Annotated in this window: 26 protein-coding genes; 12 read left to right on the forward strand and 14 right to left on the reverse strand. The window is 34.1% G+C overall.

The genetic code is table 11. The features are described from left to right. Positions 1 to 93: 93 nt before the first annotated feature. The 10 genes from VI621_RS06095 to VI621_RS06140 form a co-directional block, all read right to left on the reverse strand. Positions 94 to 318, reverse strand: coding sequence for a hypothetical protein (locus VI621_RS06095; protein ID WP_324217492.1), 225 nt, complete (start codon positions 316 to 318; stop codon positions 94 to 96). 79 nt (positions 319 to 397) lie between these two features. Continuing rightward, on the reverse strand, positions 398 to 1,174 hold the full coding sequence (locus VI621_RS06100) for an MlaD family protein (protein WP_324217493.1): 777 nt from the start codon (positions 1,172 to 1,174) through the stop codon (positions 398 to 400). 2 nt (positions 1,175 to 1,176) lie between these two features. Beyond that, positions 1,177 to 1,965 (reverse strand): ABC transporter ATP-binding protein, encoded by a 789-nt coding sequence (locus VI621_RS06105; protein WP_324217494.1) that lies wholly within the window; start codon positions 1,963 to 1,965, stop codon positions 1,177 to 1,179. Further along, a complete protein-coding gene (locus tag VI621_RS06110) occupies positions 1,962 to 2,798 on the reverse strand; it encodes an ABC transporter permease (protein ID WP_324217495.1) in 837 nt (278 codons plus the stop codon). The genes VI621_RS06105 and VI621_RS06110 overlap by 4 nt, the downstream gene beginning before the upstream one ends. Then, on the reverse strand, positions 2,767 to 4,023 hold the full coding sequence (locus tag VI621_RS06115; protein ID WP_324217496.1) for an AI-2E family transporter: 1,257 nt from the start codon (positions 4,021 to 4,023) through the stop codon (positions 2,767 to 2,769). Before VI621_RS06115 ends, VI621_RS06110 begins: the two co-directional genes overlap by 32 nt. A gap of 189 nt (positions 4,024 to 4,212) precedes the next feature. After that, positions 4,213 to 4,746: a mechanosensitive ion channel domain-containing protein gene (locus VI621_RS06120; protein WP_324217497.1), complete on the reverse strand. Its 534-nt coding sequence runs from the start codon at positions 4,744 to 4,746 to the stop codon at positions 4,213 to 4,215. Between the two features lie 13 nt (positions 4,747 to 4,759). Then, positions 4,760 to 5,344 (reverse strand): Maf-like protein, encoded by a 585-nt coding sequence (locus VI621_RS06125; RefSeq protein WP_324217498.1) that lies wholly within the window; start codon positions 5,342 to 5,344, stop codon positions 4,760 to 4,762. After that, complete coding sequence (locus VI621_RS06130) at positions 5,337 to 6,266, reverse strand: geranylgeranylglycerol-phosphate geranylgeranyltransferase (protein WP_324217499.1); 930 nt, start codon at positions 6,264 to 6,266, stop codon at positions 5,337 to 5,339. Before VI621_RS06130 ends, VI621_RS06125 begins: the two co-directional genes overlap by 8 nt. Before the next feature lie 28 nt (positions 6,267 to 6,294). After that, the gene (locus VI621_RS06135) at positions 6,295 to 6,822 is read right to left on the reverse strand and encodes an HAD-IIIA family hydrolase (protein WP_324217500.1); all 528 of its coding nucleotides are present in this window, start codon (positions 6,820 to 6,822) and stop codon (positions 6,295 to 6,297) included. Continuing rightward, complete coding sequence (locus VI621_RS06140) at positions 6,806 to 7,579, reverse strand: Rossmann-like and DUF2520 domain-containing protein (RefSeq protein ID WP_324217501.1); 774 nt, start codon at positions 7,577 to 7,579, stop codon at positions 6,806 to 6,808. Before VI621_RS06140 ends, VI621_RS06135 begins: the two co-directional genes overlap by 17 nt. 267 nt (positions 7,580 to 7,846) lie before the next feature. Here VI621_RS06140 and ccsA point away from each other — a divergent pair, with 267 nt between their 5' ends. Beyond that, on the forward strand, positions 7,847 to 10,981 hold the full coding sequence (gene ccsA, locus VI621_RS06145) for a cytochrome c biogenesis protein (RefSeq protein WP_324217502.1): 3,135 nt from the start codon (positions 7,847 to 7,849) through the stop codon (positions 10,979 to 10,981). Positions 10,982 to 11,052: 71 nt separating this feature from the next. On the opposite strand, the gene VI621_RS06150 is transcribed toward ccsA, so the two are convergent. After that, complete coding sequence (locus tag VI621_RS06150) at positions 11,053 to 11,838, reverse strand: anti-sigma factor (protein WP_324217503.1); 786 nt, start codon at positions 11,836 to 11,838, stop codon at positions 11,053 to 11,055. After that, positions 11,839 to 12,369, reverse strand: a complete 531-nt coding sequence (locus VI621_RS06155; RefSeq protein WP_324217504.1) for a sigma-70 family RNA polymerase sigma factor — start codon at positions 12,367 to 12,369, stop codon at positions 11,839 to 11,841. It abuts the gene before it with no gap. 180 nt (positions 12,370 to 12,549) lie between these two features. Here VI621_RS06155 and VI621_RS06160 point away from each other — a divergent pair, with 180 nt between their 5' ends. Then, entirely contained in the window at positions 12,550 to 13,140 is a 591-nt protein-coding gene (locus VI621_RS06160; RefSeq protein ID WP_324217505.1) for a glutathione peroxidase, read from the forward strand. Between the two features lie 60 nt (positions 13,141 to 13,200). On the opposite strand, the gene VI621_RS06165 is transcribed toward VI621_RS06160, so the two are convergent. Beyond that, positions 13,201 to 13,698, reverse strand: a complete 498-nt coding sequence (locus tag VI621_RS06165) for a GNAT family N-acetyltransferase (RefSeq protein WP_324217506.1) — start codon at positions 13,696 to 13,698, stop codon at positions 13,201 to 13,203. 120 nt (positions 13,699 to 13,818) lie between these two features. On the opposite strand from VI621_RS06165, the gene menD reads away from it, so the two are divergent. From menD to ygiD, 4 genes are all read left to right on the forward strand, one after another. Continuing rightward, a complete protein-coding gene (gene menD / locus VI621_RS06170) occupies positions 13,819 to 15,480 on the forward strand; it encodes a 2-succinyl-5-enolpyruvyl-6-hydroxy-3-cyclohexene-1-carboxylic-acid synthase (protein ID WP_324217507.1) in 1,662 nt (553 codons plus the stop codon). 88 nt (positions 15,481 to 15,568) lie between these two features. Continuing rightward, complete coding sequence (locus VI621_RS06175; protein WP_324217508.1) at positions 15,569 to 15,910, forward strand: DUF2853 family protein; 342 nt, start codon at positions 15,569 to 15,571, stop codon at positions 15,908 to 15,910. 126 nt (positions 15,911 to 16,036) lie between these two features. Continuing rightward, the gene (locus VI621_RS06180; protein WP_324217509.1) at positions 16,037 to 16,885 is read left to right on the forward strand and encodes a CvfB family protein; all 849 of its coding nucleotides are present in this window, start codon (positions 16,037 to 16,039) and stop codon (positions 16,883 to 16,885) included. A 134-nt stretch (positions 16,886 to 17,019) separates the two neighbouring features. Next, a complete protein-coding gene (ygiD, locus tag VI621_RS06185; protein ID WP_324217510.1) occupies positions 17,020 to 17,853 on the forward strand; it encodes a 4,5-DOPA dioxygenase extradiol in 834 nt (277 codons plus the stop codon). Positions 17,854 to 17,857: 4 nt separating this feature from the next. Here the strand turns inward: ygiD and VI621_RS06190 are convergent, their stop codons facing one another. After that, positions 17,858 to 18,286: a PH domain-containing protein gene (locus tag VI621_RS06190; protein WP_324217511.1), complete on the reverse strand. Its 429-nt coding sequence runs from the start codon at positions 18,284 to 18,286 to the stop codon at positions 17,858 to 17,860. Between the two features lie 67 nt (positions 18,287 to 18,353). Between VI621_RS06190 and VI621_RS06195 the strand changes: the two genes are divergently transcribed. The 6 genes from VI621_RS06195 (at position 18,354) to VI621_RS06220 (ending at position 24,262) form a co-directional block, all read left to right on the forward strand. Then, positions 18,354 to 19,196, forward strand: coding sequence for a 1,4-dihydroxy-2-naphthoyl-CoA synthase (locus VI621_RS06195; RefSeq protein ID WP_324217512.1), 843 nt, complete (start codon positions 18,354 to 18,356; stop codon positions 19,194 to 19,196). Between the two features lie 81 nt (positions 19,197 to 19,277). Further along, positions 19,278 to 19,793 carry a PH domain-containing protein gene (locus VI621_RS06200; RefSeq protein ID WP_324217513.1) on the forward strand — a complete coding sequence of 172 codons (516 nt, stop codon included), beginning with the start codon at positions 19,278 to 19,280 and terminating at the stop codon, positions 19,791 to 19,793. Further along, positions 19,793 to 21,295, forward strand: a complete 1,503-nt coding sequence (locus VI621_RS06205) for a PH domain-containing protein (RefSeq protein WP_324217514.1) — start codon at positions 19,793 to 19,795, stop codon at positions 21,293 to 21,295. Before VI621_RS06200 ends, VI621_RS06205 begins: the two co-directional genes overlap by 1 nt. 42 nt (positions 21,296 to 21,337) lie before the next feature. Further along, positions 21,338 to 22,258: a 1,4-dihydroxy-2-naphthoate octaprenyltransferase gene (menA, locus tag VI621_RS06210; RefSeq protein ID WP_324217515.1), complete on the forward strand. Its 921-nt coding sequence runs from the start codon at positions 21,338 to 21,340 to the stop codon at positions 22,256 to 22,258. 17 nt (positions 22,259 to 22,275) lie between these two features. After that, positions 22,276 to 22,953: a metal-dependent hydrolase gene (locus tag VI621_RS06215; RefSeq protein ID WP_324217516.1), complete on the forward strand. Its 678-nt coding sequence runs from the start codon at positions 22,276 to 22,278 to the stop codon at positions 22,951 to 22,953. Between the two features lie 106 nt (positions 22,954 to 23,059). Continuing rightward, entirely contained in the window at positions 23,060 to 24,262 is a 1,203-nt protein-coding gene (locus VI621_RS06220; RefSeq protein WP_324217517.1) for a tetratricopeptide repeat protein, read from the forward strand. Positions 24,263 to 24,289: the final 27 nt, after the last annotated feature.

Below are 24,289 nucleotides of genomic sequence, written 5' to 3' on the forward strand. Positions count from 1 at the left end.
TTGAGATCTTTAAAAAACCAAGCAGTCACAATATAATTTCAATGTTTTGAATAGAATTCAAGAAGATTGAAATGACTTGGCATGTAAATCAAATTATAGCAAAGGTTTCTTTTTTGGATGCTCCAGAATATATTTTTTCAAAAGCTGATCTAATGAATTATAATATTTCTGAAGATGTTCCGAATCCATTTCAGGGTTTTTTTCAACAGGAATTGTATCTGGCATTTCAGACAAATATTTTGACAGTTCCGGATATTTTTCCTGAATCAACGTGGTGATTTCAAGAATTTTGGCATTTAAATCTTTTACGCTTTGCATGACAGTATCTTTAAAAGGTTTGACAAATTATTTAATTCTTATATAAAAGTACGGCTTATCTGATTACTAAATTTATTTATTAGTTTTTTTCTTCAGCCTCTTTTTTGGCTTTTTCAGCAGCCTTATCTGCGGCTTTTTTTGCTTTTGCTGCTTTTTCCTCAGCGTCTTTTTTGGCTTTTGCTGCCGCTTTTTCTTTTTTATTGAAATAACCTTTTAAAAGGAAATTATGTTTGGCTGCTTCCATGTTTTCATCCAAACCTTTGGTACTCTTTTTTAGATTAAGAATAGTCTGGTCTATATTTTCAGCCATTCCTTTATCCTGGATTAATCTTCCCAAAGTTCCTTCTCCTTTGTTTATTTTTATCAAAATATCATTGATACCGTCGGTTGCCATAGCTGCGTTATCAGCGGTGATCTGAAGACTTTTCATAATAGCATCAGTTTCCACTGGTTCAGAGGAAGCAATTAATTGTCCGTCTTTTACAACTACGGTTGACGAATCGCCTTGCGACAGGACAACTACTTTATCGCCAATAATTCCTTCGGATCCAATTCCGGCCTGAGTATCGGTCTTAATAAATTTCTGTACTTCTTTTTTGATAAGCATTTCAACTTTTACCGTTGAATCATTAATAATTACAATATTATCAACCGTTCCAATATTAATTCCAGAGAATCGAACCATATTTCCGACTTGTAAACCACTTACATTTCGAAAGTCAGCTTTGAGTTTGAAAACTGGATCAAAGAGATTTTTTTGTTTTCCGATAATGAAAATTCCTAAAACGAATAATGCAATTCCGGTAATAATGAACAATCCTAGGCGAAATTTGAATGCGGGTGTATGTGATTCCATTTTTATATCTTGTTTAAGTTAATTGTGTTTTGATTTTGAAAATATGAGTTGACTAATTCATCCGAAGTATTCTCGAATTCCTCGAGATTTCCTTCTTTATAAACTACTCCATCCTGTAACATTATAATTCGATTGGCAACGGTTCTGGCGCATTCTATATCGTGAGTAATGATGATGGAAGAGGTTTTATATTTCTTTTGAATATCATTGATCAGTAAACTGATTTCATGAGAAGTCACCGGATCTAAACCCGTTGTTGGTTCATCATAAAGAATTATCGAAGGATCGACAATTATGGTTCTGGCCAGACTGATTCTTTTTTTCATTCCTCCGGAAAGTTCCGATGGCATTTTGTACATCGAATCAGGCAAACCAACATTCTCCAGTACTTCTTTTACTTTATCCTCAATTTCTTTTTCGGACAGGTCTTTTTTTATTCTTCGTAAAGGAAATTCCAAATTTTGTCTTACCGTCATTGAATCATACAAAGCACCACTTTGAAAAAGAAAACCAACTTGTTTTCTCATTTCATCCAATTCTTTGCTTTTTAAGCTGTTTACCTCTTCTCCAAGCACATTGATTTGGCCTTGATCAGATTGTAATAAACGAATGATACATTTAATTAAAACGGATTTCCCAGTACCTGATTTTCCAAGTACAACCAGATTTTCTCCTTTATAAAGTTGTAATGAGATGCCTTTTAGCACTTCAAGACTTCCAAATTTTATCTGAAGATCTTCAATATTGATTACCGCTTCTTTTTCTTTATTTTTTTGTTCTGAATTCATCATAAGAGGTCAGTTATTTGAACTGCAATTAAATCTACAATAATTACTAGTAGAGAGGCCATTACTACTGCTGAATTGGCTGCAATACCTACGCTTTCTGTACCACGACCGGCATTAAAACCTTTGTAACAACCTACAAAACCTATTACCGCTCCAAAAAAGAATGATTTGATAACAGCTGGTATGAAATCCATAAATTCAACATTCCCGAAAGCCTGTGAGATAAATAAAACGAAACTTACATCTCCTTTTATATTGGCTCCTCCCCAACTGCCTAAAATACCCAAGGCATCTGCATATATGGTTAACAAAGGAATCATTAAAGTTGCAGCTAATATTCTGGGCACCACCAGAAATTTTACCGGATTGGTCGAGGAAACTTCCATGGCATCAATTTGTTCAGTCACACGCATAGAACCTAATTCGGCACCCATACTTGAACCTATTTTACCAGCACAAATTAAAGCCGTAATTACTGGTCCCATCTCTCGGATAATTGAAATAGCGACCATTCCCGGTAACATGGTCACAGCGCCAAAATTCACTAAAACCGGACGTGATTGTATCGTAAGCACCAATCCGATAATAACTCCTGTAATAGAGATTAGCGGAAGCGATTTATTACCAATCTGGAAACACTGATGAAGGAATTCCTTAAATTCAAATCCTCTTGAAAAAGTGTTTTTAAAGACATCAACCACGAATAGTGTTACATCAGAAACATTATTTAAAAATAGAGTGAATTTATTTTTTCTATGAATTGTATTTTCACTTAAATCTATTGTTTTCTTTCGGGCGTATGCTTTAATCTTCTTTATCGGTACCGTTTTTTTCATTTTTTGCTGCATTGTTTTCGGTTAAAATCGTATTGGTTTCCTCTTGAATCGTATTGGTTTCCGTAAAAGTAGGAACTGTAATTTCTGCTGTTATAGTAAAGGTATCATTTGATTTTTCATAATCATAATCGTACAAAGGAAATTTAATTTTATTCCAGACATATGTTTTGGGTAAATCATCACCCATTAGATAGCCCCAGGGTTTTAAATATTCGATCCTGTCGAAAATTACTTTTAGGATAGCGATTATCGGAATGGCTAAAAACATCCCGGCAACCCCGGCAATTGCGCCGCCGATGATAATTCCAACAATGGAAACAAAAGCATTTATTTCAACTTTAGAATTTACAATCATAGGAACAAGTATATTATTATCAATCAATTGCACTATTATATTCACAACGATCACACCAATAACGATTGATAAATCCGGTGTGCCGGTTAGTGAAGCAATGATGGTTAAAATCCCTGCAAACATAATTCCTATGTAAGGAATCAGGTTTAGGATTCCTGTAACGATACCCAATAAGATAGCATATTCAACACCGATGATCATAAGTCCCAAAGTCGTTAAAACTGAAACCGCAATCATTTCTATAATCAGTCCAACAATATAACTTTTTACAGCCATTTTGATTTGAGTTAAACAATCATGTAATTGAGCGTGCTGTTCTTTTTTGAATAATTTGGAAAAAAACAACATGAAATGCGTTCTGTACAAAAGAATCAAAAAGGTGTAAATCGGTACTAAAATTATGTTTAAAAGAGTATCAGTAAAAGAGATTAAAGTGGTTCCAAGCATTTCTTTACCTTTTTCCATGGAATCCTCCGCCGCGTCATCAAGGTATTTTGCTTGTTCTCTTGAACTTAAATTAAAATTTTCTCTGATAAATTGTTGAATATTTCTAGCGTGAATTGAAATGTTTCTTTCGATTTTATTAAAATCATCCGCTATATCACTAATTTGTAATGATATGAATGCAAAAACACCTAAAATTATTAATACAAAAAGGAGTACTGTGATTATTGCAGCCAAAACATGAGGGAAATGCAATTTATTTTGAATGAAAATTACGGTTGGTCTTAGTAATATCGCAAATAAAAAGGCCAGCATAATCGGATTTAATATATTCTGTCCAATATAGAAAACATAAAAAACACCAATTAAACCCACTATAATAAAGGTAAGTTTAGCGTAAAACGGAAATTTTAAGACTTCATTCATAACATTTTTGCATTTAAAATATAAATTGATTTTCTTTTAATAAAAATCTATAAATGCAACATACAAAGATGAAAACTTAATGGTCGTTAAGTGTTATAAAATTTTTATTTAAATTTACATAATTCACACTTTTAATGTATAATTGATATGTTATGATAACATATAATGAGGATATTTCTAATAGAATAATTAGTCTACGAATTCTGTTTCATCAAAAGAATGGTTTTTCATGATTGAAATTCCTTTTTGTAAAAGCAGATTATTAGGATAGGTGATCATTTCGCCATCTTTGGTTTTTAAATACACATGAAAGGCGCGAATATCTTCTATTTCGGCTTGGATAGGGAAATCTTTATCATGAATCCGAATGATATCACCAATTTTAAAAGGAAACGAAAAAAACAATATAATTCCGGAAGTGATGTTACTCAAAATAGACCATTGGGCAAACATGGCAACACCAACAACAGTAGTAATGGAAGAAAGAGCAATGAAAATATCTTTGGTCTGAACGCCCCAAATAATGATAAGGGCAAATATAGCTAGGATATTAATCAGCAAATGAATGTATTTGAGCACCAAATTGGTCCGATGTTCAATAATTTCAGTTGATTTAGCATACCGTCTCACTAATTTTGAAACGATAATTCGTAGTGAAATCACTAGAAATATCAAAATTCCAGTGTTAATGATCTCTGCGGTATAATCGTTTATAAAAGCCATGTTCTTTAATAAGTTATGCTAAATTACTCAAATATTCATACACTTTATGAACAGGCATTCCCATAACATTGGCGTAAGAACCTTCAATTTTGGAAACACCGATAAAACCTATCCATTCCTGAATGCCATAAGCGCCGGCTTTGTCATACGGCTTGTAATTTTCAAGATAATATTGAATGCTTTCATCACTCAAATCATTGAAAGTGACTTTGGTAGTTTCCGAAAAAACTTCCACTTTGTCTTTTGTTTTAAAGCAAACTGAAGTAATCACTTTATGGGTTTTATTAGATAAAGATTTTAGCATGCTAAAGGCATCATCATAATCTTTTGGTTTTCCCAATGCTTTGTTTTCATGCCAAACAATGGTGTCACTTGTAATCAGAATTTCTTTTTCATTCAATTCCCCTTCAAAAGCATCACTTTTTAAAACAGCTAAATAGTCTGTAATATCTTCTTCAATGAGATTCGGAGGATAAATTTCGTCAACCTCTTTCAACCGGATTTCGAAATCCAAATCCAAATCCCTGAAAAACTGCTGTCTTCTTGGTGAACCTGATGCCAGGATGATTTTATATTCTTTCAAAATGGTACTAAGCATGATGTTTCATGTTATAATTGATTACTAAAATAGAAAGAATTCCGAAAAACATGATCCATTTTAAAACCACGCTCAAATGATTGAAATCTTTTGGTTTCTCGGCCGACCAAATCTTAACGGTGAAATAAAGCAGCGGACTTAAAATGAAAATTAACCCGTAAATAGTACTCATCAGTAAACCATTGGCAAATAAATAAGCATTGATATAATAAAGAATCGCAATTATCGGGATAAAACTCAGTGCAAAAACAATTTTTGATGTTCTTGCAACGCCAAGTATTATTGGTAAAGTGCTCATTCCCTGATTATAATCCCCATTAACATCCTCAAGATCTTTTACGATTTCACGAATAAAATTAATAATAAAAGCAAAAATGGCATAATCTATAAGAATCCTAAACAGGATGGCCATAACGGGTCTGTTTTCTTCGTAAGTTGCAGGAAGTAAGTTAAATACACCTATGAGGAGAACACTGGTTGAAAGCAGTAATGCAATAATAATATTCCCAATCAATAAACTTTGTTTCATGCTTGTGGCATAAAAATAAAGGGTGGCGGCAATCAGGATAAAAACTGCTGCAAAGCTTGGTCTTTGTATGACATTGGATAAATAAAAACCAATACCAACACCAATTATATTTAAAGCCACATAATAATTATAAGCATTACTTTCCGAAATCTGTTTACCAATAATTACATTATTAGGTTTATTTTCACCATCAGTATCCTGATCAAAAATGTTATTGATGATGTATCCGGCAGCCGCAATACAAACAGTGGAAATTACAAACAAAACATATTGCCAGTCGGCCAGAGCCAATGGAACATTTTGTGATTTCAAAAAGCCGTATCTAAAAATAAGCTGCATTAATGCCAGCATCAAAAGGTTTTGGTAACGTATTAGTTTCAAAAAGTGAATCATCGTATTGTTTAAAATTTAAAAATAAGTATTAATCGTGTTTTCCATTATAGTACAAGTGCCATTTCCCCTGAACTTTCATGACTTGCTCTATAACATCCCGAACAGCGCCTTTACCACCGTTTTTATGTGAAATATAAGTTGAAATCGCTTTTATTTCAGGACTTGAATCTTGTGGGCAAGTAGGCAAACCTACCAATTGCATCACATGATAATCCGGAATATCATCGCCCATGTAAAGCACTTGCTGTGGTTTAATGTCATATAATTCAACATACTCCTTAAAAGTTTCTACTTTATCCGGTGTAGCCAAATAAATATCAGTAATCCCTAAATTCCTAAGGCGAATTTTTACACCATCATTGTTTCCGCCAGAAATAATACAGACATTATAACCGCTTTCGATGGCGGCTTTCATCGCAAAACCATCGCGAATATTCATAATCCGAAGCATTTCTCCGGTAGGTGTAATATGCACAGAACTGTCCGTAAGAACGCCATCTACATCAAAAATAAATGTAGTAATGCCATTCATAATTTCCTTATAACTTTTCGCCATTATTTTGTATGGATTGTGTTAGTATTTTGTAAATATTTTTTTGATTTTCATCAGATAAAAACGATAAATGAGCATTAATTGTTTCATTATCATTGCGTTTAGCCGGTCCGGTTTGCGCCTCTATTGGTGAAAGCGTCATTACTTTATCTGCTGTTTCCTGAATTAAAGGTTTTAAGATGTCAAACGGAACCTGATTTTCGGTACAAATATCATTTCCAATTTGGTACAGGTGATTCACAAAATTATTTACAAAAACCGCAGCAATATGCAATGCTTTTCTTTGTTCGGTATTGATGGCAAAAACGGAATCTGAAATCGTTTTAGCCACTTTTTCCAATAATTGAAAATCAGTTGCATTTTCACTTTCCAGACAAATGGGAATGTTTCTAAAATCGACCGCTTTGTTTTTGCTAAATGTTTGCAACGGATAAAAAACGCCTTTCCGATTGTTGTCATCTAAATTATCCAATGCAACACTGCCAGATGTATGCGCCACCAAACGATTTTTAAATGGCAATTGAGAAGAAACTTCCGCAATGGCATCATCAGAAACAGCAATGATATACAAATCAGCTTCTGCTAAATCATTAAAATCATTTGTAATTTTATCCGAATCGAGTAGGTGAGCCATACTTTCTTTTTGTCTTGAAAATACTTGAATCAACTCAAATTCAGCTCCCGAATTTTGGGTATTTTGGAAAGCGGCAATCAAATGCTGCGCTACATTTCCGGAACCGATAATACTCAATTTTATCATTTGGCTAAAATATTAAAAAAAAACCTCATTTCTAAATTTGAAATAAGGTTTAAATTTTCTTTAGAACTGTTTTTTGTAATAATCAGTTTTATTGGCTTAATGTTTGACGACTTTGAGAAAAAACCTATTTTCTAAATTGTTATACTACAGAATTTTCTCAACATGGATTAATTCTTAATTAACTCTTAAATCAGCCAGAAACGATACAATCAATCAACATTTTTTAGTTACTTTTGTGACACTTAAAAAATATATAATTCCACACCCATGGATAAAAAAATATTCTCCTTTTTGTTCTCTACACGATTAATGGCTTTTTTGTTTTTATCATTTTCAATAGCAATGATTTCCGGAACTTTTATCGAAAGCAAATACAATACTGATACCGCTCGAATTTGGGTTTATAATGCCTGGTGGTTTGAAGGAATCATGTTGGTTTTTGTAATCAATTTCATTGGAAATATCAAGCGATACAATTTGCTTAGGAAAGAAAAATGGGCAACCTTAATATTACATCTTTCATTTATATTTATTATTACAGGTGCATTTATTACGCGTTACATCAGTTATGAAGGGATGATGCCAATTCGAGAAGGCGCAACAGAAAATCAGGTTTATTCCGATAAAACGCATCTTACGGTTTTTGTAGATGGCGATTATAAAGGGCAAGCCCGTCGCAGAATTTTCGAAAAATCACTGTTGCTTTCTCCGGTAACCAACAATAATTTTTCGATTTCTGAAAAATTCGATAAAACGCCATTCAAAATAAGGTACAAAAACTTCCTTATGGGCGCTACAGAGACCATCAAAGAAGATGCAAAGGGAGTCTTACACCTAAAAATGGTCGAATCTGGTGACGGAACAAGACATGAACATTATTTGAAAGAAGGCGAAGTTCAAAATGTTCACAACGTTCTTTTCGCATTAAATAAATACACAAAAGGAGCTATTAATATTACTATTGCTGACGGAATTTCTACGATTCAAACTCCTTTTGAAGGGGAGTTTATGAGAATGGCGGACAAAATGAAGGGCAAAGTAATTAAGGATTCTCTACAGCCTTTAATGATGCGCTCGTTATATAATGTAGGCGGATCGCAATTTGTTTTTCCTGAACCTGCTATCAAAGGGGTTAAAGCTTTTATGTCAAAGAATGATTTTAAAGCTAAAAATCAGGATGATGCTTTAGTGGTGACCTTAGAAGCAGAAGGAAAAGAAAAGGAAATTACATTAGTTGGTTCTAAAGGAAAAATTGGAGAACCACAAATGGTCAAAATCGGAAATTTAGAGTATACTCTTTTCTTTGGAAGTAAAGTATATACATTGCCTTTCAAAATTAGACTAAATGATTTTATTGCAACCAAATATCCCGGGACAGAAAAAAGTTATGCGGCTTTTGAGAGTCAGGTTACGGTTCAGGATTCTTCAAAAAGCTTCGATGCGAGAATATTCATGAATAATGTTTTGGATTATAAAGGGTTTAGATTTTTTCAGGCCTCTTTTGACCAGGATGAGAAAGGAACCGTTTTATCGGTAAACCATGATTTCTGGGGAACCTGGATTACTTACATTGGTTATTTTGCATTATTTTTTGGAATGATGGCGATTATGTTTACCAAACATTCTCGTTTTGCAGATTTAAAACGAAAACTGGAAGTTGTGAAAACTAAAAAATCAAAGTTAATCACTGTATTATTATTGTTGTTAAGTTTTAGCGGATTTGCCCAAAACCATAAGGAGAAAGCAATTTCGGTAAAACAAATCGATTCTATAATTCAAAAATACAAAGTTTCTGAAGCGCATGCTGAAAAATTTGGAAGACTGGTTGTTCAGGATGTAGGTGGTAGAATGAAGCCCGTAAACACTTTTTCATCTGAATTATTGCGAAAAGTGAGTCACAAGGATATGTATAATGACATGAATTCCGATCAGGTATTTTTGTCAATGACACAATTTCCTAATGCCTGGTTTGAAATTCCATTAATTTATATAAGCAAAGGGAACGACAGCATTCGTAAAATTATTGGTATTGATGCTAAACAAAAACTGGCACCTTTCATTGCTTTTTTTGATGAAAAAGGAAATTATAAATTATCTCCTTACTTAGATGAAGCCTATAAAGTAGCTAATCCAAATCAATTTCAAAAAGATTTTGTTGAAACTGATAAAAAAGTCAATTTGCTAAATTCTGCTTTAAGCAGAAGCATTCTGAAGATTTTCCCTATTCCGAATGACCCAAATAACAAATGGATTTCTCATTTAGAATTGAATCATGCAGGATTAAAAGGGATGGATTCTACTTTTACAGCACAAATTTTGCCTTTGTATCTGCAATCGCTTGAAACCTCAAACTCGAAAAATAATTATAAGGAAGCGGATTTCTATCTGGAAGGAATCAAGAAATACCAAAGGAAATTCGGTAGCAAAGTAATTCCAAGCGAAGAAAAAATTTCGTCAGAAGTTTTGTACAATAAGTACGATGTTTTCAAGAGATTGTTTTATTTGTATATGTTAGCCGGGATTTTTATGTTGATTTTAACTATTGTAAAAATCTTCAAGGAGAATAAATTCATGGCCGTTTCAGTGAATATCATGCATGTAATAATAGGATTGTTATTTGCAGCACATACTTTAGGTTTAATCGCGCGTTGGTATATTTCAGGACATGCGCCATGGAGTAACGCCTATGAATCTATAATCTATGTAGCTTGGGCAACGATGTTCTTTGGATTGGCATTCGATAGAAAATCAAAATTAACAGTGGCGTCATCCGCATTTGTTACAGCAATGATTTTGTGGGCAGCGCATATGAACTGGGTTGATCCAGATATTGCGAACCTGCAACCCGTTTTAAATTCTTATTGGTTGATGATTCACGTTGCGGTAATTGTAGCGAGCTATGGTCCATTTGCATTGGGAATGATTTTAGGATTGGTTTCTTTGATTCTGATTTTCTTTACCAATGAGAAAAACAAAGAAAAAATGGCGTTGAACATTAAAGAAATCACCTATATCAACGAAATGGCTCTAACGATTGGTTTGATTATGCTTACCATCGGGAATTTCCTTGGCGGACAATGGGCCAATGAAAGTTGGGGTCGTTATTGGGGTTGGGATCCTAAAGAAACCTGGGCTTTAATCAGTATTATGGTCTATGCCTTTGTGATTCACTCTCGATTTGTTCCAGCGTTAAGAGGAAAATGGGTCTTCAATCTAATGAGTATTTATGCTTTTATCTCTATTTTGTTTACTTATTATGGGGTAAATTTCCACCTGGTTGGATTGCATTCTTACGCTAGTGGAGAAGCCAATTCATTAGACTGGATTTGGATGTCATTATTAGCGATTACTATTATAGGAGCCATTACGTATCCAAAATATAGAAAACATTATAAGAAATAATTGAATATTAAAGTCATAAAAAAAAGGTTCAACTTTACGGTTGAACCTTTTTGCTTTTATAATATTGTGAATTATACTTTTCCTAAAGTATACAATTGTCCCATTGTAGGAGTAAGGCTTCCGCCGGTTGGCTCCAATGTAATTCCAAAAGCTTCGGCATCGCCAGTTTTACTAACTTCGAAAACCTTTTGAGCATCAGCAGTGAAATTTTCCAATAATCCGATACTTGTTGGCGTAAGCGGATTTAATTTTAATGCCCAAACCTGATAAACCATTCCTTCCGGCGGTTCCGGTAATCCGGCGGCATCTATATAAACCACTTGGGTTTCTTTGTTCCAATACACTTTTGCGGAAGCATTAGGATCCACCGTTTGGCCAGCAAGATTCACAACCGTATTTTTGTTGTCACGAATTACAGCCAAAGTTGATTCACTTTGTTTGTTTTTCAATTCCAAGTTAACAACGGCTTCCTGCAATTTCGATTTTTCTCCCGAAATAGTCACTATTTGTGTATTAGTCTCATTCATTTGATTGTATTGGTATCCAACTCCCGCCAATAATAAGATTGCCGCGGCCCAACCAGTATAGGTTAACCAATTATTCTTCGGTTTTATATCAATCACTTTTCCGTGTTTGATTTCTAATTTTGATTTTATTTTTTCAAAATTATCCGCAGAGAGAAAAGGAGAAAAACTGGTAGAAAGATTAATGATTGCTTTTTCTATCGCAATAATTTCATCGTTAATTTCTTTATTGTTTTTCGCCATTTGGTTCACCTCTTTGTTTTCGGTTTCATTTAATAAACCGTAAACGTAAAGCTCCAAAATCCCTGATTCTATATAGGTGTTCGTTTCCATTTATACTTGTAAAAAGTTTCTTAAATCATTGATGCAATTTCTATTCTGAGTTTTTACGGTTCCCAACGGAATTTCCAACTCATCGGATGCTTCTTGCTGTGTGTATCCTTTAAAGAATAACAAATTGATGATTTGAATGCATTTTGGTTTTAGTTTTTTTACAAACTCCTGAATTCCTATGGTATCAATTTTGTTCGTGAGTTTGTTGCTGTCATCCAATAGATGTACGAAATTATCAGACGATAGGTTTTTTTGACTGTTGTTATAACCTTTAGAACGCAATTTATCGATAGAAGTATTTCGGGCAATATTAAGTATCCAGGTATAAAATCGGCCTTTACTTTCGTTATAGCTGTCGATGTTTTTCCAAATTTTCACAAATACTTCCTGGAGCACATCTTCGGCTTCTTCTTTGTCTTTTACAAGATTACTAATAACGGCAAACAAACTTTTGGAATACATGTCATACACATGCGTAAAAGCACGATCGTCTTTTGTCAATATCAACGGTAATAGTTCTTCTTGAGTCATAGTAAGAGTTTAGTAAATACAAACTTAAACTAATCTGTCTAAAAATAAAAGAAAATAAATTTCTCAATGGATATAAGTAGAAACTGACTCATTTATATTTAACAAAACTTTAAATCAAATGACAATTTATCAATTCGATTAAATGACTGCTTTTGACTACTTTTATAAAAAAATATAAATATGAAATCAATATTGATTGCTGCTTGCAGCGTACTATTTTTGTTCAGTTGCCAAAATCAGGCGCAAAGCAAAAAGGCTATTAATGCAAATTCTAAATCCACTGTTATGACTAAAGAAAGCATCCATCAATTTAAAGTAAAAGATTTATCCGGAAATGAATTTGATTTTGCTTCGCTAAAAGGGAAAAAAGTACTGGTTGTTAACACCGCGTCAGAATGCGGATTAACGCCTCAATACGAACAATTGCAAAAACTGTATTCGGAATATAAGTATAAAAATTTCGTTATTGTTGGTTTTCCGGCTAACAACTTTGGTTCACAAGAACCGGGAAGTAATCAGGAAATTGCCACTTTTTGTCAAAAAAATTACGGGGTAACTTTCCCGATGATGGAAAAAATTTCTGTAAAGGGAGATGATATGAATGAAGTCTATCAATTCCTGACTCAAAAAGCAAAAAATGGTTTAGAAGATTCTGAAGTACAATGGAACTTTCAAAAATATTTATTAAATGAAAATGGTGAATTGGTAAAAGTAATTTCTCCAAAAACATTGCCTACAGATGCAGCAATTGTAGATTGGATTAAAGGCTAATTTTCAGATGAAAGTAAGTATTAAAAAAGAGATTTTTGGGAAACCGGAAATCTCTTTTTTTTATTCTAAAATCAACTGCATCAACGATAAATCCAGCCATTTATTAAATTTGAAACCTACTTCGCGACAGATTCCAATTTCGTGAAACCCAAATCTTTTATGGAAACCAATACTGTCTTTATTATCCGCGTCTATGGCACCAATCATGGTGTGATAACCGTCTGTTTTGGCTAATTTGATCAGTTCAGTCAATAGTAATTTTCCGGCTCCTTTTCCGATAAATTCTTGTGCCACATAAACAGAATGTTCCACCGTAAATTGGTAGGCATCTTTTTGACGAAATGAACCATAAGAAGCAAAACCAATTACTCCTTTTTCAAATTCAGCCACAATTATGGGTAAGTTTTTGGCTTGTTTTTCTTCAAACCACAATTTTTGGGTTTCAAATTCACGAGGTTCATAATCATAAATCGAAGTGCTGTTAAGTATCTCGTGATTAATGATTTCCAATATCGTATCTAAATCGGCAAATACAGCGGGTCTGATTTTTATTTTCATTGTAATTGTTTTATTTCCAAAGCTTCATTCAAAGATAGAAAATTTTTGCTCAGTTTTTGTAGGCAAAATGCTTAAAAACAGTCTCAACTTTGTACCTTTATACTATATCAAACAAGAAAAATGATTTATCCTAAAATACCTTTAGCGCAAAGCATTATCCAAATATGTCTGGCCAAAGGACTAACCCATATCGTAATTTCTCCGGGATCCCGAAACGCGCCTTTAACCATTGGTTTCGTCAATAATCCGGAATTTCATTGTTATAGCATTGCCGATGAACGTTGCGCTGCCTTTTTTGCCATGGGAATTGCCCAGCAAATCAAGAAACCGGTCGCTGTTGTCTGTACGTCGGGTTCGGCATTGTTGAATTATTATCCCGCTTTTGCAGAGGCTTTCTACAGCCAGATTCCTTTGGTGGTTATTTCGGCGGACCGACCTCCTGAAAAGATTGATATTGGCGATGGACAAACCATTCGTCAGAAAAATGTATTTGCAAACCATTCTTTATATAATGCGAATTTAACTGAAGAAGCGTCGTTTGAAAATGATTCTGAAATTAATGAAGCCATCAATAAGGCTGTTGCTAAAAAAGGCCCCGTTCATATCAATGCTCCTTTTGAAGAGCCATTGTACCAAACGATTTCCCATCTTTCTGTTGATGCATTGATTTCGCCTTTTGATAAAATATATGATGACCTTTCAGTTGATGATATTATAGCCTTTACCAATATTTGGAACACTTCAGAGAAGAAATTGATTTTAGTTGGCGTAAACGAACCTGATGAAATCGATGAGGATATTATTGATTTGTTAGCCAAAGACACTTCAGTAGTGGTGATGACCGAAGCGACTTCAAACCTGCATCATAAAACATTTTTGAATAATATTGATACGATAATTACGCCTTTTTCAGAGGAAGATTTTGAAAATTTCAGACCCGAAATCCTGATTACTTTCGGCGGAATGGTAGTTTCCAAAAGAATAAAAGCCTTTTTGCGAAAATACAAGCCGCAACACCATTGGCATATCGATTCTTTGAGGGCCTATGATACTTTTGGATGTTTAACGAAACATTTTGAAGTCAATCCAAATGATTTTTTCAATCAATTTTTACCTTTTACTAAAGTAATAGAAAGTAATTATCATTCCGATTTTCAGAAAATTGCAGCATTGCGAGAAACGAAACATCAAAAATATTTGACTACTGTTCCTTTTTCGGATTTTAAAGTTTTTGAACAAGTGATTCCTTCTTTGCCAAAAGGTTCTATGTTGCAATTAAGCAACAGTTCCGCGATTCGATATGCACAATTATTCGATATAGATCCATCGATTACTGTTTTTTGTAACAGAGGAACTAGCGGGATTGACGGCAGTACATCAACAGCTATTGGTGCGGCTTTCGCCAAAGAAAAGCAAACCGTTCTCATCACGGGAGACATCAGTTTTCTATACGACAGCAATGCCTTGTGGAACGAATATATTCGAAAGAATTTTAAGATTATTTTGATTAATAACGGAGGTGGAGGGATTTTTAGGATTCTGCCCGGACATGAGGAAAGCGAAGTATTCAACAAGTTTTTCGAAACATCTCATTGCTTAACTGGTGAACAATTGGCCAAAATGTATCATTTTGAATATTTTACGGCTAGTGGAGAAGCAAGTTTAGAAAGCAGTTTGGTAGATTTTTACAACCAAAATGACAGACCAAGTATTTTAGAGGTTTTTACGCCTACAACTATAAATAATTCAGTTTTGTTGGACTATTTCAAACATTTAACATGATTTTAGTACGAAAATAACAGTGTGATTTTAATTAATTTATTAAATTTGAGAGAAGTTGATTTAATAACAATACATTAAAATTTAAATTATGAGTAAAAGAGATGAATTAATTGTAAAGTACGCAGCAGATTTAAAAGAAAAATGTGGAGTAACGCCAAACATGGATTTGTTGACAAAAGTGACCGTAGGTTGTGGCCCTTCTATCTATAATGCAGATTCCTCGACGGTTTCGGGTTCTACTAAAGCAGAATTGGATACTGTAAAAAACAACTTTTTAATTAAAAAATTAGGACTGAAAGACGGCCCGGATTTAGATAAAGGAATTGACACGGTGATTGAAAAATACGGTCGTTCCAACACAAGTAAATACAGAGCTGTAGTTTATTATTTATTGGCAGTTCATTTCAAAAAAGAATCGGTTTACAATTAATAAAAAGCCATTTATAAAAATAAAAACGTTTCAGAAATGAAGCGTTTTTTTTTATGAAATAATTTTTCGTTTTCCCATTTTCAAACTTTGTACCTTTGCACCCAGAACCATTGCACCTCAAAAGAAATGATTGAAATAGGAAAATACAATACGCTTACCATTTTACGTGATACCAAAGTCGGTTTGTTTTTGGGAAATCCAGAAAAAGATCCAGAAGGAATACATGATATACTTTTACCGAACAAATACGTTCCAAACGAATTTGAAATAGGAGAGGAAATCATCGTTTTCGTTTATTTAGATCACGAAGAACGTCCCGTTGCCACTACGCTGGAACCTTATATATTATTGAATGAATTTGCGCTTTTGCGTGTAAATTACGTCAACCAAATCGGTGCATTTATGGATTGGGGAATGGAAAAAGATATTCTGGTTCCGTTCAAAGAACAGGCGCGTCCGATGGAAAAAGGGAAGCGTTATTTGGTTTATCTTTATATGGATGAAAAAACCAATCGTTTGGTAGCATCCAGTAAAACCAACCAGTTTTTGAAGAATGATACAATTACGGTTGAAAAAGGAGAAGAAGTGGATTTAATTGTTTCACACATTACCGAATTGGGGATTAACGTCATCATCAACGAACAGCATAAAGGGTTGTTGTATAAAGATGAAGTTTACGATGATGCCATTCGCACAGGAGACCGTATGCGCGGGTATATCAAAACAATACGACCTGATAATAAAATAGATGTATCGCTTCAGATACAAGGGTACGAAAGTATCGAACCGAATGCTAAGAAAATTCTTGACGAACTCAGAGCCAACCGTGGTTTCTTGCGTTTGAACGACAACAGCCATCCGGAAGATATCAAAACGGTTTTAAAAATGAGTAAAAAAACCTTCAAAAAAGCGATTGGTGCTTTATATAAAGACAAACTGATCGAAATTAAAGAAGACGGAATTTACCTGCTATAAATCACCTCCTTTATTAGTTAAATTTTTTGTAAACAGGATTATATCCTGAAATTTAACTATACATTTGTATATACAAATATTGTATTGAAGTGAATAGATCTGAATTTATAAAAACTATAATAGGAGGCACAGTTATGGCATCATTACATCCGTTTTATAATTGGACACACGATTTAAAAGAAGAAGATACAAAACATCCGGTTTTATTTATCGGGCACGGTTCGCCGATGAATGGAATTGAAGACAATGAATTTTCAAGGACTTGGACCAAATTTGGCAATGAAATTCCAAAACCCAAAGCAGTTTTAGTGATTTCGGCACATTGGCTAACAAGCGGAACTCATATTACTGCCATGGAAAATCCCAGAACCATCCACGATTTTGGAGGTTTTCCACAAGCACTTTTTGATGTAGAATATCCTGCAAAAGGAAGTACTGAACTTGCAAAAGAAACTGCAAATTTAATTCATACAACAAATGTTGGTTTAGACCATGATTGGGGTTTAGACCACGGAACCTGGACCGTTGTAAGACATATGTATCCCAATGCGGATATTCCGGTTTTGCAATTAAGTATCGATTATAATAAACCGCCACAATACCATTTCGATTTAGCAAAACAGCTAAAAGCCTTGCGCAAAAAGGGAGTTTTAATTATCGGAAGCGGGAATATGGTACACAATCTTCGAATGGTGGCTTGGGATAAACTTCAGGAACCGGAATTTGGTTTTGATTGGGCCATTGAAATGAATGCGATTTTTAAAGAAAAAATAGGCAATCGTGATTTTCAGTCTTTGATTGATTACGAAAAACTAAATACAGCGGCAAAACTCGCTATTCCAACGCCGGATCATTATTATCCTTTGTTATATTCAATCGCTTTGCAAGACGATAAAGACGAAGTGAGTTTCTTTAATGATAAAGCCGTTGGCGGTTCGTTGACGATGACTTCGGTTAAATTAGGATAAGAGTTTATGTTATTTCAATTTTCGGATTAATTCTTAATAACGCTTCAAGAAATTCTTTTTTCTCTTTTGGCGAAATATAAATATCATCGAATTGATTGTAATAAACAATTAATCCATTGATGTCTAAACCGGGTTTCATGGTCACAGGGACAATCCAGCCGGAATGATTTTTTATTTTTCTGATTTTATCAATTTCAATTTTACCACGAAACGGACCTGAATAATAATACAGTTGATTTTGCTTGAGGACATATTTGGTGTCCAATAAAATCCAAATTAATGATGCAATAATTGGTATAATGATCGCATAAAAGATATAAATTGATGATTCAGTTTCCTTTTTTGGAATAAAAAGAGTTACGGTTAATAAAAGAACCAGTATCCAAAAGAAAGTTAGGTTAAACCTGTTTTTGGCGGAAATAAAGGTTTTCATCTTTTTAAGTTTTGTTTATTAGAAAAATCTAAAAAATGACTTATTTTTACGCTAAAATAACACAATTATGAATACCATAAACTGGAAAACGGTAAAAGAATTTGAAGATATAACCTATAAAAAATGTGATGGCGTAGCGCGTATTGCTTTTAACCGTCCAAATGTCAGAAATGCATTTCGACCAAAAACTACCAGCGAATTATACCAGGCTTTTTATGATGCTCAGGAAGACACTTCTATCGGAGTAGTTTTATTATCCGGTGAAGGACCTTCAACCAAAGACGGAATTTGGTCTTTTTGCAGCGGTGGCGATCAAAATGCACGCGGACATCAAGGCTATGTTGGAGAAGATGGACAACATCGTTTGAATATTCTTGAAGTACAACGATTAATTCGGTTTATGCCAAAAGTAGTTATTGCAGTCGTTCCAGGCTGGGCAGTTGGCGGCGGACACAGTTTACACGTGGTTTGCGATTTGACTTTAGCAAGTAAAGAACATGCGATTTTCAAACAAACTGATGCCGATGTAACCAGTTTTGACGGAGGTTATGGTTCGGCTTATTTAGCAAAAATGGTGGGACAGAAAAAAGCACGTGAAATTTTCTTCTTAGGAAGAAACTACTCTGCTCAGGATGCAATGGATATGGGAATGGTAAATGCTGTAATTCCTCATGAGGAGTTGGAAGATACCGCTTTTGAATGGGCTCAGGAAATTCTGCAGAAATCACCAACATCCATTAAAATGTTGAAATTCGCCATGAATCTTACTGATGACGGAATGGTAGGGCAACAGGTTTTTGCAGGCGAAGCCACACGTTTAGCCTATATGACCGAAGAAGCTAAAGAAGGCAGAAATGCATTTTTAGAAAAAAGAAAACCGAATTTTGGAAAAGATAAATGGTTGCCATAAAAAAGGGTTCAAAGTTTAAGGTTTAAAGTTGTTTGGATTATGAACTTTAAACTTTTTAAACATTAAATTAAAATTTATAAATTGGAAAACTTTACAAACGAAACCATAGATACTACCCAACTTCCAAAATTTGAAGAAGTGCAATTCACGGCTTTGCATCCTAATTACTGGATTGTAACTTTGATAAATTTGCTTATTTTCTTTTTAATTCTGGGAACAGGAGTTGGAATGGCGTTATTTTTTAATGAACAACTTTCAGAATTTAGATTTGGAATTATCATCGTTTTTATAGTTTTGATGCTTCTTATTGTTTTGTTTTCAAGAATCAGTTTCCGAAAAAAAGGTTTTGCTTTCAGAACTCATGATGTACTTTTCAGAAGTGGAATTATTGCTTCGAATACTGTCGTAATCCCTTATAATAGAGTACAACACGTAGCTTTACATGAAGGATTTATTTCCAGGTATTTTGGATTGGCAAAAATAGAAATCTTTACTGCCGGAGGAAGTTCAAGTGATATCGAAATTCCCGGAATTGAAAAAGAGCAAGCCGAAAACATCAAGCAACTTTTGATGGGAAAAATTCAAAAACAACTGTAATGGAAACTAATTTCAGTGCACCGCAACGTCAGTCTCCCATTGGGGTTTTGGTGATGTTTTTTGATACTTTACAGCAATGGGCCAGAGGTTTATGGCCTGTTTTAGTAGTTTGGATTTTCAAGTTTGATGAAATCAATAAAGGATACCTTTTTCTGGGAACAATAACGGTTTTATTGGCAATTGGTCTTGTTGCTTATTTGAAATACCTGAATTTCACCTTTTATTTAGACAATGAAAATGAGGAATTTATAATCAATGAAGGTGTTTTTAATAAAACAAAAACGGCAATCCAACTGAATAAAATTCAGCAGGTCAATATTAATCAATCTCTGATTCAAAGACTAATTGGGGTATATGAATTGGATGTCGATACCGCCGGAAGCACCAAAAAAGAAGGGAAAATTAAGGCAGTATCACACCAGCTGGCTTTAGCATTAAAGACACATTTGTTGGATAATGAAAAAAGTAAAACAGTTTCCGAAGAAGAGAATAAACCAATTACAGATTCAATAATCGACAATCAGCCTTTTATAAAAATCAGTTTTTTAAGTTTATTGAAAGTCGGAGTTACCTCCAATTATATCAAAAGCATTGGTTTGATTCTGGCTTTTTTTGTGACAATGTACGAGAATGGGAAGAATTTTATGCGAAATTCCGATTTTGATGAAAAAAAATTTGATGCTTATATTGACAAAAGTTTAGCCGTTCAGTCTATTGTTATTATTGTGGTTCTGATGCTTTGCGCTATTTTGGTCATTAATTTGATTCGGGTTATCGTAAAGTATTTTAATTTTAAAATTACCAGACAAAGTGGTTCTTTGTTACTTTCATACGGTTTATTGAATGCCAAAAGCACCATTATTAAACCAGAAAAAGTTCAAATAACGACCGTTACCAGAAATTATTTCCAAAAGAAAATGAATATTTTGGAGCTTAAAATCAAACAAGCCACGAGCGGAGAAAAAGAAGAACGTAAGTCAGCACTTGAAATTCCGGGTTGTAACGAACAAGAACGTGACGAAATACTGAAATTACTCTTTCATAAAATTCCGGAAAAAGGAGTTATGCTGAAACCTAATTTTCGTAAGCTTGTTTTTTCGATTTTTCTATCAATAGTAGTACCTTTAACTGGATTTTTTGCTTTAGCGAATTATGCGGTGCCTGAGCTTTTAGAATTTGCTTATTTAACACCTATTTATATCATATTTGTCGGATTAGTGGTTTATTTTGGCTTCAGGAATAACCGATTGTTTGTCAATGATAATTTCATCATCAAACAAAGCGGAGCTTGGGATATTGATAATGAAATTTTAGAGCCGGGTAAAATCCAGGCCATAACAACATCGCAATTATTTTGGCATAAAAAGGCAAATATTGGCTCCATTACGATTCATACGGCTGGAGGAAATGTGGCTTTTAAATTAGGCGATTATGCTAAAATTAAGCAGTATGTCAATCTTTGGTTGTACGAAATAGAAACATCTGATAGTAATTGGATGTAAAAAAAAATTACCGAATCAACAAATTACCAAATCAACAATAATATGAAACATTGGATTGAAGCTGCACGATTAAGAACATTACCATTATCGGTGTCAGGAATAATATTAGGAAGTTTTTATGCGATGTCACAAGCGATGTTCAATTGGAAAATTGTCATTTTTGCTTTGACAACCACTTTAGGATTACAAATTCTTTCCAATTTTGCCAACGATTATGGCGATGGTATAAAAGGTACTGATAACGAAGACAGAGTAGGGCCCAAACGCGCAATTCAAAGCGGTACCATCACGCCTCAAGCGATGAAACAAGCAATGATAATCACTTCTATTTTGACTTTATTGTCGGCTATTTTATTGATTTATTTTTCATTTAAGGAACAATATTTATTATACTCCTTTATTTTTCTTTTCCTTGGGATTTTAGCCATTGCATCGGCTATTCGCTACACGGTTGGTAAATCGGCTTATGGTTATAATGGTTATGGCGACATATTCGTGTTTGTTTTCTTCGGATTGGTAAGTACGTTGGGGATTTATTTTATGTTTTCCAAACAAATTGACTGGTTATTACTTCTTCCGGCAATTGCCATTGGATTTTTAAGCGTAGGTGTTTTGAATTTGAATAATATGCGTGATGAAGCTTCCGATAAGAAAGCAGGCAAGAATACCATTGTCGTGAAAATGGGTGGCGCAAAAGCGAAAATCTACCATTATTTTTTAGTTGTTTCTGCAATGATTTTGGTTTTGGTATTTGCATTTTTAATGGATTTTCACTTTGATCAATATATTTTCGTAGTTGCCTATTTTCCTTTAATGAGTCATTTAATTACAGTTTATAAAAATAAAGTGCCCCGAGCTCTAGATCCGGAGTTAAAGAAATTAGCGATAAGCACCTTTCTGCTTTCATTCTTATTATCTTTATGTTTGATTTATTTTCTTTCCGATTTAATCGTGAACAATTAATAAACTAAAAATCGCTTATGAAAATTACATTTTACGGTCACGCATGCTTAGGAATTGAAGTCAGTGGCAAGCACATTTTAGTCGATCCGTTTATTTCAGGAAATACAAAAGCGGCACATATTGATATCAATCAATTAAAAGCAGATTTTATTCTAATCACGCATGCCCATCAGGACCATATCCTCGATGTGGAGGCGATTGCAAAACGAACTCATGCCGTAATAGTTTCCAATGCTGAAATAGCAAGTCATTACAGCGCAAAAGGATTCAACTGCCATCCAATGAATCACGGCGGAAGCTGGAATTTTACTTTTGGAACCGTAAAATATGTAAATGCCATTCACTCCAGCTCTTTCCCTGACGGAAGTTACGGCGGAAATCCAGGCGGTTTTGTCATCGTGGGCGAACATAAAAACATTTACATTGCCGGAGATACTGCGCTAACAATGGATATGAAACTCATTCCAATGCGCACCAAATTGGATTTGGCGATTTTACCCATCGGAAGCAATTTTACTATGGATGTTGATGATGCCATTATAGCTTCAGATTTTGTCGATTGCGATAAAATTTTAGGCTATCATTACGATACTTTTGGTTACATCGAAATCAATCATGAACAAGCCATCAGGAAATTTTTCGATAAAGGCAAAGATTTAATGCTTTTGGAAATTGGAAAAAGTATAGAGCTGTAATTTTTTCAGGAGCTAATCCCGCTCTCCGCTATATCTTTTCCTGGCTAAAGAAGCCAGAAAAAGGATGCCGCTGCGATCAGGGCTAAAAACTAAAATAATCAAGAAAATGATTAAAAAATACTATTTCATACTACTGCTTACCGCAACAATTCAATCTGTTTTCTCACAACAAGACGGTTATTGGGATAAAGATCGCGTTACATCAAGAGAAATTATCGTAAATGCCAGAGACATCGTAGTCGTAAAGTCCGAAGATTTACCAGTTGGTACCACAGAAATCGTATATAGAATTACTGTTTTGGACGAAAATCAGCAATTGGCCAATAGTTTAGTTTCTGTATTAAAAGCAATTCCGGATCCAACAGGAATAAGTCAGGGTTCAGCCGGAGCGGTATTCCTTTTGTCAAAAGTGGCAGGAAATGACCGATGTAAATATGCCATTTTTACCAAGAATTCATCGGCTCAAGCTTATAGAGAAAATGGGAAAACCGATAAAGCATGTTTATATCAAAATAACCCCGTAAACAAAGATGCTAAAATACTTTCCGTAGATAAATCAGCTTGTTTACAACCCAATACCACCAACATTTGGTTTGCATTCGAAAGTAAAAACTGGATTATGAACCAAAAAATAATTTTGGAAATTGTACCTTGGGTAGATACAAAATTAAGCAGAGGCTGGAATCTTGTCAATAGAAAAAAGATTCTTGACCAGTGCGAAACCACAGAAACGGCCAAAAAACTTCAAAATCCGGACGATTATTGTATTTGTATTTTGGATAAACTGCAAAAAAAATTCAAGTTTCAGGAATTCCAAAAATTAATGGATAGTGAAAAAGCAAAAAGCTTTAAAGATTTTGGCAAATCCTGCCTAACCGAAACAGATGCCGAAAACATCATATATAACAATTTAAGAGAGAAAGCTTCCTATATAGCAAAACAAGGTAATTACGGAGAAGCAATCAATACATTGATGCCTATTTTCGATTCAGGAAAGGCAATGGTTTTAGATTATAATGCTATCGGCACCTATTATATTTTTACCAAACAATATGACAAAGCGATTAAATTCCTGAAAGACGGAGAAAAACTGGACAATTCAGAATTGCTTTTAAAATTGAATCTGGCGCATGCCTATCTGCTAAACAATAATTACAAAGAAGCCAAATCATTTTACAGGAGATACAAATTGCAAAATGTAACTGATAGTTTGAGTTGGAATGAAAAAGTAAAACTGGATTTCGAAGCTTTCAAAAAAGCAGGTTTGCCATCAGATGATTTCAAAAAAGTTTTAAGGGTTATCGACTAAATCCAAAATTCCAATATCACCCTGAGA

It is taken from the genome of Flavobacterium sp., assembly GCF_035292545.1.
Lineage (GTDB): Bacteria > Bacteroidota > Bacteroidia > Flavobacteriales > Flavobacteriaceae > Flavobacterium.

Excerpts from the sequence above, each read along its gene's own strand:
- VI621_RS06095 (WP_324217492.1), bottom strand. The coding sequence starts at position 318 with ATGCAAAGCGTAAAAGATTTAAATGCCAAAATTCTTGAAATCACCACG.
- VI621_RS06100 (WP_324217493.1), bottom strand. The coding sequence starts at position 1,174 with ATGGAATCACATACACCCGCATTCAAATTTCGCCTAGGATTGTTCATT.
- VI621_RS06105 (WP_324217494.1), bottom strand. The coding sequence starts at position 1,965 with ATGATGAATTCAGAACAAAAAAATAAAGAAAAAGAAGCGGTAATCAAT.
- VI621_RS06110 (WP_324217495.1), bottom strand. The coding sequence starts at position 2,798 with ATGAAAAAAACGGTACCGATAAAGAAGATTAAAGCATACGCCCGAAAG.
- VI621_RS06115 (WP_324217496.1), bottom strand. The coding sequence starts at position 4,023 with ATGAATGAAGTCTTAAAATTTCCGTTTTACGCTAAACTTACCTTTATT.
- VI621_RS06120 (WP_324217497.1), bottom strand. The coding sequence starts at position 4,746 with ATGGCTTTTATAAACGATTATACCGCAGAGATCATTAACACTGGAATT.
- VI621_RS06125 (WP_324217498.1), bottom strand. The coding sequence starts at position 5,344 with ATGCTTAGTACCATTTTGAAAGAATATAAAATCATCCTGGCATCAGGT.
- VI621_RS06130 (WP_324217499.1), bottom strand. The coding sequence starts at position 6,266 with ATGATTCACTTTTTGAAACTAATACGTTACCAAAACCTTTTGATGCTG.
- VI621_RS06135 (WP_324217500.1), bottom strand. The coding sequence starts at position 6,822 with ATGGCGAAAAGTTATAAGGAAATTATGAATGGCATTACTACATTTATT.
- VI621_RS06140 (WP_324217501.1), bottom strand. The coding sequence starts at position 7,579 with ATGATAAAATTGAGTATTATCGGTTCCGGAAATGTAGCGCAGCATTTG.
- ccsA (WP_324217502.1), top strand. The coding sequence starts at position 7,847 with ATGGATAAAAAAATATTCTCCTTTTTGTTCTCTACACGATTAATGGCT.
- VI621_RS06150 (WP_324217503.1), bottom strand. The coding sequence starts at position 11,838 with ATGGAAACGAACACCTATATAGAATCAGGGATTTTGGAGCTTTACGTT.
- VI621_RS06155 (WP_324217504.1), bottom strand. The coding sequence starts at position 12,369 with ATGACTCAAGAAGAACTATTACCGTTGATATTGACAAAAGACGATCGT.
- VI621_RS06160 (WP_324217505.1), top strand. The coding sequence starts at position 12,550 with ATGAAATCAATATTGATTGCTGCTTGCAGCGTACTATTTTTGTTCAGT.
- VI621_RS06165 (WP_324217506.1), bottom strand. The coding sequence starts at position 13,698 with ATGAAAATAAAAATCAGACCCGCTGTATTTGCCGATTTAGATACGATA.
- menD (WP_324217507.1), top strand. The coding sequence starts at position 13,819 with ATGATTTATCCTAAAATACCTTTAGCGCAAAGCATTATCCAAATATGT.
- VI621_RS06175 (WP_324217508.1), top strand. The coding sequence starts at position 15,569 with ATGAGTAAAAGAGATGAATTAATTGTAAAGTACGCAGCAGATTTAAAA.
- VI621_RS06180 (WP_324217509.1), top strand. The coding sequence starts at position 16,037 with ATGATTGAAATAGGAAAATACAATACGCTTACCATTTTACGTGATACC.
- ygiD (WP_324217510.1), top strand. The coding sequence starts at position 17,020 with ATGGCATCATTACATCCGTTTTATAATTGGACACACGATTTAAAAGAA.
- VI621_RS06190 (WP_324217511.1), bottom strand. The coding sequence starts at position 18,286 with ATGAAAACCTTTATTTCCGCCAAAAACAGGTTTAACCTAACTTTCTTT.
- VI621_RS06195 (WP_324217512.1), top strand. The coding sequence starts at position 18,354 with ATGAATACCATAAACTGGAAAACGGTAAAAGAATTTGAAGATATAACC.
- VI621_RS06205 (WP_324217514.1), top strand. The coding sequence starts at position 19,793 with ATGGAAACTAATTTCAGTGCACCGCAACGTCAGTCTCCCATTGGGGTT.
- menA (WP_324217515.1), top strand. The coding sequence starts at position 21,338 with ATGAAACATTGGATTGAAGCTGCACGATTAAGAACATTACCATTATCG.
- VI621_RS06215 (WP_324217516.1), top strand. The coding sequence starts at position 22,276 with ATGAAAATTACATTTTACGGTCACGCATGCTTAGGAATTGAAGTCAGT.
- VI621_RS06220 (WP_324217517.1), top strand. The coding sequence starts at position 23,060 with ATGATTAAAAAATACTATTTCATACTACTGCTTACCGCAACAATTCAA.